The organism is Bilophila sp. 4_1_30 (assembly GCF_000224655.1).
Taxonomy (GTDB): Bacteria; Desulfobacterota; Desulfovibrionia; order Desulfovibrionales; family Desulfovibrionaceae; genus Bilophila; species Bilophila wadsworthia.
On record NZ_JH114233.1, the window covers coordinates 698,781 to 709,579 of the forward strand.

General features: G+C 60.8%; 6 protein-coding genes. 5 read left to right on the plus strand and 1 reads right to left on the minus strand.

All coding sequences use genetic code 11. The features are described from left to right. The first annotated feature begins 108 nt into the window (after positions 1–108). Positions 109–1,821: a diguanylate cyclase domain-containing protein gene (locus tag HMPREF0178_RS14975; protein ID WP_009380516.1), complete on the plus strand. Its 1,713-nt coding sequence runs from the start codon at positions 109–111 to the stop codon at positions 1,819–1,821. A 116-nt stretch (positions 1,822–1,937) separates the two neighbouring features. Here the strand turns inward: HMPREF0178_RS14975 and HMPREF0178_RS20590 are convergent, their stop codons facing one another. Beyond that, positions 1,938–3,611 carry a diguanylate cyclase gene (locus HMPREF0178_RS20590; protein ID WP_009380517.1) on the minus strand — a complete coding sequence of 558 codons (1,674 nt, stop codon included), beginning with the start codon at positions 3,609–3,611 and terminating at the stop codon, positions 1,938–1,940. Positions 3,612–3,894: 283 nt separating this feature from the next. On the opposite strand from HMPREF0178_RS20590, the gene HMPREF0178_RS14985 reads away from it, so the two are divergent. The 4 genes from HMPREF0178_RS14985 to HMPREF0178_RS15000 form a co-directional block, all read left to right on the plus strand. Next, the gene (locus HMPREF0178_RS14985; protein WP_009380518.1) at positions 3,895–4,791 is read left to right on the plus strand and encodes a DMT family transporter; all 897 of its coding nucleotides are present in this window, start codon (positions 3,895–3,897) and stop codon (positions 4,789–4,791) included. A 283-nt stretch (positions 4,792–5,074) separates the two neighbouring features. Continuing rightward, complete coding sequence (locus HMPREF0178_RS14990) at positions 5,075–6,859, plus strand: TolC family protein (RefSeq protein ID WP_009380519.1); 1,785 nt, start codon at positions 5,075–5,077, stop codon at positions 6,857–6,859. 1 nt (position 6,860) lies between these two features. Next, positions 6,861–8,015 (plus strand): efflux RND transporter periplasmic adaptor subunit, encoded by a 1,155-nt coding sequence (locus HMPREF0178_RS14995; protein ID WP_009380520.1) that lies wholly within the window; start codon positions 6,861–6,863, stop codon positions 8,013–8,015. A gap of 51 nt (positions 8,016–8,066) precedes the next feature. Continuing rightward, on the plus strand, positions 8,067–10,799 hold a 2,733-nt coding region (locus HMPREF0178_RS15000), incomplete at its 3' end, for an efflux RND transporter permease subunit (RefSeq protein ID WP_009380521.1).

Consider the following 10,799-nt stretch of genomic DNA (forward strand, 5'->3'; position numbering starts at 1 on the left):
GAGAGAGAGAGAGAGAGCTCTGGACTCCGCCAAAACTGATCGGGGCACGGTCCACCTTCCGGGCTGAGCCACTTTCCCTTTCCCCAGACTCTCTTCAGGATATAAACCATGTCCAATAGCCCCATTTCTTCCAACGGGATCGACAGCAAAGACGAATCCTGGCTCCTTCTGTTGTCCGATCCCTCGGCTGAAAAAGCCAACATGCGGTCAAAGCTGGTTTTCTTTAGCTGCTGCACCTTGATTACCATGATCCCCGCCATTGCCGCGCTGGTGCTCTATCCCTTAGGACAAATCTTTGCGGCGCTTATCTCCCTCATCCTCGCCGGCGCCGGGCTCGCGGGGGGATTCTGCCTTTACCTCAACCGGATGCTCCGGCCCACCCACCATATTGCCACAGCCATCGAGCGGTTCCGCAGGGGAGATTCCGCCGTGCGTTGCCCGGAAAAGGCTCCGGGACTGCTCGGACTGCTCGGAGAACGCGTCAATCTCTTCCTCTCCCAAATTCAGGAAGGGCGCAAAGAACTCATGCGCGTGGCTCCCCACATCGATATAATCGCCCACAACCTCCCCGGGGGCCTGCTCTGCTGTGCCGAGGATTTCGAGCTGCGCTTCATCAGTGACGGCATGTTGCGGCTTTTACGCTGTTCCCGCGAGGAAATCACGGGCCGCTACGGAAACAACTGGAAGAACATCGTCCACCCCGATGATCTCGCCTTCACCGTGGCCCACCTCGATGAGCAGCGCAAGATCCAGCCCGAATACCGGCTCAGTTACCGTATCCAGCGCGCGGACGGCTCATCCTGCTGGGTGATGGAAAGTTCCCGGCTGACGGTCAACGCCGACGGCATCCCGGAATATGTTTGCATCATTATCGACGATACGGAACAAAAGATCATCGAGAACCGCCGCATCGCCGTGGAGCGGCAATATCGCCGGGCACTCCAGTCCGTATGCGAAATGCTCATTCAGGTGGATCTCACGAACGATCTCGTGTTGTCCGAATACATGCGCTGGGGAGCCTCTTCCCGGTTCCCCCGGGGTGAGAACTACAGCCAATGCTGTGTGGAATTCATGCAGGAATGTGTCCATCCCGACGACAGGGGGACATTCAGCGCGGCGTTCTGCCGCAAAAATCTGCCTCTCCAGAATATGGATGAGGACGCGCCCGTCACATACCTTGAATACCGCATTAAAGAACCTTCGGGCAACTATCACTGGGTCGCGGGCACGCTGGTCCCGCTCGAGGATGAAGCCACGCACACGATCACCGCAATCTCCTACGTGGTGGACATCGACGAACGCAGACGCCGCGAAGACGCCGTCATCGACAAATCCCGCCGTGACGGTTTGACCGGGCTGCTCAACCGCAACGCCATGTTCGAGCTCATCGCCTCCACCCTTGAAGGCCCGGGGCACAAGGGGCGGCACTCGCTGTTCATGATTGATCTCGACAATTTCAAGGCGATCAACGACAACTTTGGGCATGTCTTCGGCGACGCGGTGCTGCGCGAGGTGGCGGACGGCATCCGCTCCGTCTTCCGTCCCACGGACGCGCTGGCGCGTATCGGTGGGGACGAGTTCCTTGTGTTCCTCGAAAACGTGGACAAGCCGGACGTCCTCGCCAGAAAAGCCGGCGAAGTGGTCAGCGCTCTGCACAAGTCCTATATCGGCCCCGGCCAGAACTTCCCTCTCTCGTGCAGCGTCGGCATTTCCGTCTACCCCGACGACGGGCGCACCGTCATCGACCTCTTTAAGAGCGCCGACGCCGCCATGTATGCCTCCAAACAGCACGGCAAGGACCGCTATTCTTTTACGGAGTGATCCCCGTTTCTTTGCGTTATCCTTGCCTTTCTACTGTGAGATGTATCCTTTCACCCGACTGTTCAAAGAGCCTCGCCAAGGCCGGGGCTCTTCAACCCATTCCCGCCCCCAGCCAATCAGACTTTGTCAGCATCCCGATAGGTGGAAACCCGGTTTCTGCCCTTTTCCTTGGAAACATACAGCGCCTCATCGGCATGGCGGATAAGCGTATCCAGCATCGCTTCAGGCAATTCGTCGCCGCCCGGCTCGAATGAAGCCACCCCGAAGCTTGCCGTAAACCGGATAGTCCCGTCCAGATGCGGGACCGCGTTTTCCTCACACGTCCGGCGCAGTGCCTCCAGCACGCCAGAGGCTTCTTCCAGCGTCGTGTGTGGGAAAAGAAAAATGAATTCTTCCCCTCCGAAACGGGCCACCATGTCCGACTTGCGGACATTTTTCCGGATAATCTGTGAGAGGCCCCGGAGTACGGCATCACCGGCCGCGTGCCCATAGGTATCGTTGATGGCCTTGAAGTGATCGATATCAGCCATGCCCAAAGCCAGCCGGTGCCCATAACGTCCCGAGGCGCGTATTTCCTGCAAGGCCATTTCCGTAAACTGACGGCGGTTCCAAAGCCCCGTCAGCGGATCGTGCATGGAGAGCGCACGCAGTTTATGGGCGCTTTTCTGAAGGACATCGAGCATACCATCGAGCGCCCGGCCCAATATGACGATCTCGCGGCAGCCCACGACCGAACCGCAGCGCACGTTGGCATCCCCCTCTCCGGCCTTGAGCGCCACGCCCGCCATGTGCCCGAGGCCGTCCGCGAAACACAGGCTTCCCAACCGGTTTGAAGTGTAAAGCAATAAAAACGTAATAATGCTCAAACCGATCAATTGAAGGATATGACCTTTTCCCAAGAAAGCGGCCCATGTGAGCTGGTTGTCGAACGCAAGGATGGAAATATACGGACGCTCTTCGTTGCCCTGATACAAAAACGTCATTGCCCCAACAAGCGCCTCTCCCTCCGGCCCCTGGAAGGAAAAAACGCTCTCGCCCGGGTTGCCTTCCGTGTGCCGGAATGCCCGAGGATACAGTTCCCGTTCGACGTATTCCTTGGAAAAGGCTTTCCCCACCGCTTCGGGGTGTTCAAAAAGCAGCCTCCGATCCCCGTCAAAGAGCACAACCTTGCCTCCGCTCTCCTCCATGAATGTATCCAATGCCTTGTGTTGCTGATCGATGCCAAGCGGCAGCAAAAGGATGAAACGCGGTTCTCCGTTCTGATCCAACACGGGCATAGTCATGGGCAGAATGATGCCCCCGTCGTTCGTCGTCAGGGAGTTGCCCACGGAAAACCCCCGTCGGGCGAGCGCCTGAATAAAATACTGCTGCTTCCGGATCGTTTCGGCGGGCACCACATGCGTCTTGCCGTTCAACACCCCGGCCACGCCCGACCCGTCCGGGCGGAACAAGGCCACGCCGACATAATCTTCTTCCAACTGATTAAACAGGACAAGAAACGGGAATACTTCCTCCGGGTCCCCGCGTTGTATTATCGGGGTGAAGCTCAAGGCCTTCAGCCGGGATTCCGAGCCTCGGGTGAGCGCCGTCTGGCGGGCCGCCAATGCCTTGACCGTATGCAACAGTTGGGAGCGCTGCGTGGTCTTTTCGTAATTCCACTCCGCCCACATGCTGTATCCCACGATGGGGAGCATCAGCAAACAAAAGGAAAGCACCTGTCCCATGATGGCTCCCCGCGCGGAAAGCCGCCGGATCAGGGAGGCCCCCACAGACTGTTGCGGCGTACTCATAAATCCTTCCCAACGTTGTCGTTGCTGTTATTCGTTATTCCAGCTTCCCTTTTCACCACGAGTCCCCCCGCCCGTCAATGACAAGCTGACGGCGTCGCACTCTTTTCATCGCCAGCCCCACGGACGGCCCTTTCTCCTTCTTTCAGAGGGGGCTCATATCCTTTCCATACGGCTCTCTCCTAAACCGGACTCCCGGCCTTTCCCGGATACCGCTCTAACAAGGTGGTGACATGCGGCAACAGGCGTGCTACGCAGGGCGAGAACTTCAGGAGGGACAGGTCGTATGTCCGGATTCGGTGTTTTTCTGGCTATAGCGACGGCCTTTTCATGGGCCCTTGGGTGCGTCGTCCATACGACGGCCTCAAGGGTGGTGGGGATACCGGCGGTCATGCTCATCCGGCAGCCGCTGGCGAGCGTGGTGCTCGGCATCTTTTGCCTGATTATGGGCGATCTATTGCTTCCGTCGCTGCATTTGTTTTGGCTGGCGGCGGCCTCCGGGGTGTTTGGGATCATCATAGGCGACGCCTGCCAGTACGCGGGCGCACTGACCATCGGCCTGCGTCCGGCGCAGGTGTGCCAATCGCTGTCCTCATGCTTCACCGCCCTGTTCGGATCCATTTATCTGAACGAATACATCGGGCTGCAAGGCTGGTTCGGGATGTTCGTGGCGACGTGCGGGGTGATCCTCGTGGTCCTCTCCGAACAGCGGGATGCCCATAACCCTCCCGTATCCAGCAAGCAGCGCAACAAAGGGGTCATCATTTCGCTCCTTGCCGCCGTCTTCGTCGCGCTCGGCATCGTCTTTTCCAAACAAGCCCTCCAAGAGGGCATCGGCGCGCTGCCGCTGGCTTTCTACCGTAACGCCATTTCCACAGTGGGCATCTGGGCGGTAGGCCTCGCCTTCGGAGCCATCCGGCCAGCCTTCGGGAACCTCAAGGCCAACCCCGGCATCCTCAAGCTTTTTCCGCTCGGCTGCCTCTTCGGTCCCGCCGGGGGCATCTGGCTTTCGTGCGTCGCCCTCGACTATCTTCCCGCCGCCGTCGCCGCAATGCTCATCGGGCTTCAACCCATCGCCCTGCTTATCATCACCGGCATCATGGAACGCCGCATCCCCGCCCCCAACTCCATCATCGGCTCCATCATAGCCTGCACCGGGGCGGCAATCCTGCTGCTCCGATAACACAAAAAGAAGCGCCCTCATCAGGCGGATTCCGTTAAAACGGCCTCCCAAGGTGCCCCGCTCCAACAGCGCGGCACCTTTTTTCGCGCGCTGCGTCAATCCGTTCATGCTTTCCAGCGGCATTCCCGCCCTGAAGCGTATTCCCTCTCCCATACCTCATGAGAATCATTCAAATAATCATGGGAGTTCGCCCAAAACGAGCTATTCCTAAAAGAAAAGGGCTTCCTGTTCCTCCAGCATTGCTTGAAGCCTTGACGTGATCCTTTTGCATTCAGGATGCCGTATGCCAAACAACGTATTCTCTACTGCATTGGCCTGTAATCACTACCTATTCAACAGCCGTTCCTCTCGAGTGCGATCACACTGGCTCAGGGCGGGCATCGCCAAATCACTCATCGTGACGCTATGCCTGCTCGGGGTGCCGGGGTGCTCCACATGGAGCGTGGGGCCTGATTTCGAACGACCCGATATGCAAAACATGCCGGAAAAATGGAATGCGGACGACCCGCAACACCCTCTCGTCGGCAATGTTTCCCTGGATACATGGTGGCAGAGCTTCAACGACCCCGCCCTGAACCAGCTTGTGACGCGGGCGCGCCTCTCCAGCCCCACCATCGAGGCGGCCCTGCTGAAAATCGTACAGTACCGCGCGCAATATGCCATTGCCATAGGCAGTTTCTTTCCGCAGACGCAGGAGCTCACCGGAACATACAGCTCCGAACACCCCAGCCGCCGCTCCGCCGATGCGCCCCAACCGGACGAGCCCTCGCAGCCCGGCACCATCCAGCAACTGAACCTGGGCTTTCAGGCGACGTGGGAAATCGACATCTGGGGCAAGTACCGGCGCAACGCCGAAGCCGCCAAGGCCGCCCTCCAAGGTGCCCATGCGGGCTATGAACTCGCGCTCGTAACGCTCAGCGCCGATGTCGCCCAACAGTATTTCAGCTATCGCATGACGGAAAAACAACTGGAAATCGCACGGCGCAACAGCTTGGCGCAGAAGGAATCCGTACGCCTGACCGAAGCCATGTTCCGCTTGGGAGCCTCAAGCGGGCGGGACTACGATCAAGCCGTCGCCATGCAGAAGAATACGGAAGCCGACATCCCGCAGTTGGAAGCCCAGCTGATCACCAGCCGCAATGCCCTGTGCGTGCTGCTCGGCATCCCTCCCGGCCCCGTACCGGAACTGGCCCCGGGCTGGGTGCCGCAACCGCCTCAAACGACTTCCGGAGCAGCGCGGGCGTCTTCCGGGCCCACAGCGGGGAAAACGCTTCCTCAAGGGGCAATGCCATACGCGGCGGAACGCACCGCCCAGTCCTTTATCCCTCTGGACATAGCCATAGGCGTCCCGGCGGATCTCCTGCGCCGGAGGCCCGATGTACGGCAGGCGGAACAGGAGGCGGCGGCCCAGTGCGCGCGTATAGGCATCAACAAGGCGGCGCTGTTCCCTTCGTTTTCCATCAGCGGCTTTCTGGGATTCCAAGGAAGCGACGTCGGGGCCTTCACGCGGGGAGACACCTTCTCGCACAACGCCTTCACCGCAAGCGCCTCGCCATCTCTGGTGCTGCCCTTCCTCAACTACGGACGGCTGTACAATGCCGTGCGCGCGCAGGACGCCGTTTTCCAGCAAAGCCTCGTCACCTACAAACAAACGGTGTTGCGGGCACTGCAGGAAGCCGAGAACGCCATGAGCTCCTTCATCCGTTCCCGCCAGCGCCTGACCCTGCTCCAGCAGGCTGCCGAAGCCGCCGGGCGCTCCACCAAACTGGCGCTTGAGCAGTACAACGCGGGCAGCACCGATTTTACCACGGTCGTCTCGGCCCAGACCACACAATACCAGCAAGAAAACAGCGTTGCGGCGGCAGCGGGAAACACGGCGCTGCAAGCCGTGGCCCTGTTCCGGGCCCTGGGCGGCGGCTGGCAGCCCCAGCCCCTGCCGTTGCCCAAGGCCACCATCGACGCGATGAAAAAGCGTACCGACTGGGGCGGCATGCTGCGCGATATGGAAAGCGCCCCCGTTGCCGGACAGTCCGAGATCCCACAAGCCGAAACGCACAGAGGTTACTGATATGCACAGCTGCGACTCCCAAACAGCCCTTCGCCAAAATCCCGCCCGCGTGCCCGCGTTCCTCCTGCCCGGACTGCCGGGGATCGTTGTGGCCCTCTGCCTTGTTCTGGCCGGCTGCAACGACACGCCGCATAAGGCCGAAACGGATGAACCTCTGCCCGTGGCCGCCGTCAAACCGGAGCGGCGGAACGTGCCTTTGCTGGTGGAAAGCACGGGGATGACGCAGGCCGTGCGCACTGCGGACATTGTGGCCCGGGTGGAAGGCACGCTGCAAAAAATAGCCTATGCGGACGGTGCGCTCGTGCAGGAAGGGGACACCCTGTTCGTCATTGATCCCACGATGTACAAGGCCAAACGGCAGCAGGCCGAGGCCACGCTGGCGGCGCAGAAGGCGGTGCGGAACAGGGCTGCGGTCGAATACGCCCGCAACCAGAAGCTCTACGCGGAACGGGCGGCCTCACAGGCCACGGTGGTCAGCTGGCGCGAACAGTTGAGCAATGCCGAAGCGCAGGTCGCCGCCGCGCAAGCCGCCCTGACCCAAGCGGGCATCGAATTGGGGTATACGGTCATCAAGGCCCCGTTCACCGGGCGCGTGTCGCGCCATAAAGTGGACGTCGGCAACGTCATCAGCCCGCAGACCGGAACGCTTGCCTCCATCGTTTCCCAGGATCCCGTCTATGCCAATTTTACGGCCCCGGCGGACAGCATTCTGCCGCTTCTGAACAGCTTCGACGATGCCAAGTCCATCCCCTTGGAACTGGCCGTCGGCGATGGGCCTTATTCCATCAAGGGGAAGCTCGACTACATTTCCCCGCAAGTGGACGCCTCTTCCGGGACGCTCGCCCTGCGCGGCGTTTTTCCCAATACGGACGGCAAGCTGCTTCCGGGCCTTTTCGTACGGGTTCAGGTCCCCACGGAGCGTGAGAACGAAGTGATGGTGATCCCCCGGCAGGCCGTGCTGGAGAATCAGGGAAAGTCCTTTGTATACGTCATCGCACAGGACAGCCGGGCCCGCATGGTCCCCGTGGCGACCGGGCCCGCCGTGGGCAGTGACCGTATTGCCGTCATCAGCGGGATTAGCCCGGAATCGTTGGTTATCTATGACGGCATGGCCCATATCCGGCAGGGCATGGCCGTCACCAACACCGCACAATGACGCCCCCGCCGCACGCTATCGGCACCTCCCCCGCAGTATGAGGAATGTCCTATGTTTACACGCCTGTTCGTCCAAAATCCCATTTTTACCAACGTCATTGCCATCATTGCGGTCATTCTGGGCATCGTGTCGCTGACGCGCCTTCCCATAGCGCTGTATCCCGACATCACCCCGCCGACGATCGCCGTTTCCGCCAGCTATCCCGGCGCGGACGCGGAAACCGTGGCCAAGACCGTCGGCGCGCCCATAGAGTTGCAGGTCAACGGCGTGGAAAACATGATCTACATGTCCTCCACCAGCGCCGATGACGGCACCTATTCCCTTACCGTCACCTTCGCGCTGGGGACCGATGTCAATATCGCCATGGTATTGCTACAAAACCTGGTCAACAACGCGCTCCCGCTTCTGCCGGAGGTCGTACAGCAGCAGGGGGTCACGGTCACCAAACACTCCCCCTCCATCCTGCAGGTCATAGCCCTCGATTCCCCCGGCGGCTCCTACGACAACCTTTTTCTGGCCAACTACGCGAACCTGCAAATCGAAAACGTCCTTTCCCGCGTGAAGGGGGTCGGGCAGGTGCAGGCTTTCGGGGCCGGGTTCTACGCCATGCGGATCTGGCTGGATCTCGACAAGCTCAACTACCTTGGCGTGAGCGTGGACGAGGTCAATCAGGCCATCAGCCAGCAAAACGTCCAGGTAGCCGCGGGCAACGTCGGCGGCAGGCCCAATTCCGACAAGCAGGCCATGCAGTTGACGGTGCTCATGCAGGGACAGTTGGACACGCCCACGGCATTCGGCGACATCATCGTCAAGACGCTGCCCGGCAACCAGATAATCCGGCTGCGCGACGTGGGCGAAATCGAAATGGGGGCGCAGTCCTACGGGGCACAGTCCCAGATCCGCGGGGACAACGCGGCGCTCATCGCCATCTACCAGCTGCCCGACGCCAACGCCCTTGAAACCGCCGCCAACATCCGCAGCGCCATGGAAAAACTGTCCAAGGATTTCCCGCCCGACATGCGCTGGACCATGCCGTTCGACACGTCGCACTTCGTTTCCATCGCCGTGACGCAAGTATATCTGACCTTTGTGAAGTCCATTGTGCTGGTCATGCTGGTCGTGCTGGTCTTCCTCCAGAACTTCCGGGCGGCGGTCGGCCCGGCGGTGGTCATTCCCGTGACCCTCATGGGGGCGTTCGTTTTCCTGAACATCGCCGGTTTTTCGGTAAACATGATATCGCTTTTCGCGCTCGTGCTGGCGATAGGGCTCATCGTGGACGACTCGATCATCGTTGTGGAAGCCACCATGTCCCATCTGGAGCGGGGGCTTACACCGCAGGAGGCCGCCCTCGCGGGCATGAGGGATCTGTTCCTCTCCATCGTGGCGGTGATGTTCGTCTTTGCCAGCGTATTCCTCCCGGCGGCCACGCTCCCCGGCATCACCGGGCAGCTGTACAGCCAGTTCGCGCTGGTCATAGGCGGCGCGGCACTCCTCAGCGCCGTTTTCGCCATCTCGCTCACGCCCACGGAATGTTCCCTGCTGCTCCGCCAGCAGAAAGCCGTGCGCCCGGCCTCGTTCGACGCCCCGCAAGGCGAACGGCCCGATTTTGCGGAAGACAAGGCCGACGTGGCGACGGGCAATGTCTTTTGCCGGATCTTCAACCGCGGGTACAACGCCCTGCACGGCTTTGCCATGCGCATTGTGGGGATCACCCTGCGTTCGCCCGCCATCGCCCTGCTGACGTACGGCGTCCTCGCCGCCTTTGCCGTCTGGGGGCTGACAACCCTGCCTCAGGGCTTCCTGCCCGAAGAGGATCAGGGGTATGTCCTTGTGAGCGCGCAGCTGCCCGACGCCGCGGCCAGCCCGCGCACTTCGGGATTGGCGGGCCGTATGGATGAGGTGTTCGCCAACACGCCCGGCGTGGAAACATGGGTCACCATCAGCGGTTTTTCCATGCTGGAAGGCGCGGCCCTGCCCAATGCTGTGACGGCCTTCGTGATCTTCGAAAGCTGGGCGAAACGCGGCACCAAACTGAACCAGTACGCCATCATGGACGAACTCTACCGGGGATTCGGAAAAATCCCCGAAGGCGAATTCATGGTCATCCCGCCACCGCCCATCATGGGCATCGGCAATGCCGGGGGCTTCGACATGATGATCGAAGACCGGGCCAGCCGCGGGCCTCAGGCGCTGGAGGCGGCGGTACGGGCCTACGAGGAGGCGGCGGCGAAAGATCCGCGCCTTGAGCATGTCATGTCCCTGTATTCCGCCTCGACGCCCAAGCTCTACCTGAACGTGAACCGCACGCAGGCCATGACGGAAGGCATTGCCCTGCCGCAGCTTTTCACGGCCATACAAACGGCGTTCGGAGGCCAGTACATCAATACCTTCAGCAAATACAACCAGAACTATCAGGTGCGCGTGCAGGCCGCCGAACGCTACCGCAGCACGGCGGACAACCTTTTGTCCCTACGCGTGCCCAACGGCAAGGGCGAGGAAGTACCGCTGGCGGGCTTCGCTTCCGTCCAGCAGGTCAGCGGGCCGAGCATCGTGACGCGCTACAACCTCTACTCTTCCGCATCCATGCAGGGCAGCGCCGCCCCCGGCGTCAGCACGGGCGCCGGCATGGAGGCTATGGAAGAAATCGCCGGGCGGGTACTGCCCCAAGGTTTCGGCTACGAGTGGACGGGGATGAGCTTTCAGGAAGAGAAAAGCCACGGGCAGGCCGCCATTGCCGTCGGTCTGGCGATCCTGCTGGTCTACCTGATCCTCGCCGCGCTGTAT

Bases quoted from the DNA above. Each gene is read 5' to 3' on its own strand.
- HMPREF0178_RS14975 (WP_009380516.1), top strand. From the start codon at position 109: ATGTCCAATAGCCCCATTTCTTCCAACGGGATCGACAGCAAAGACGAA.
- HMPREF0178_RS20590 (WP_009380517.1), bottom strand. From the start codon at position 3,611: ATGAGTACGCCGCAACAGTCTGTGGGGGCCTCCCTGATCCGGCGGCTT.
- HMPREF0178_RS14985 (WP_009380518.1), top strand. From the start codon at position 3,895: ATGTCCGGATTCGGTGTTTTTCTGGCTATAGCGACGGCCTTTTCATGG.
- HMPREF0178_RS14990 (WP_009380519.1), top strand. From the start codon at position 5,075: ATGCCAAACAACGTATTCTCTACTGCATTGGCCTGTAATCACTACCTA.
- HMPREF0178_RS14995 (WP_009380520.1), top strand. From the start codon at position 6,861: ATGCACAGCTGCGACTCCCAAACAGCCCTTCGCCAAAATCCCGCCCGC.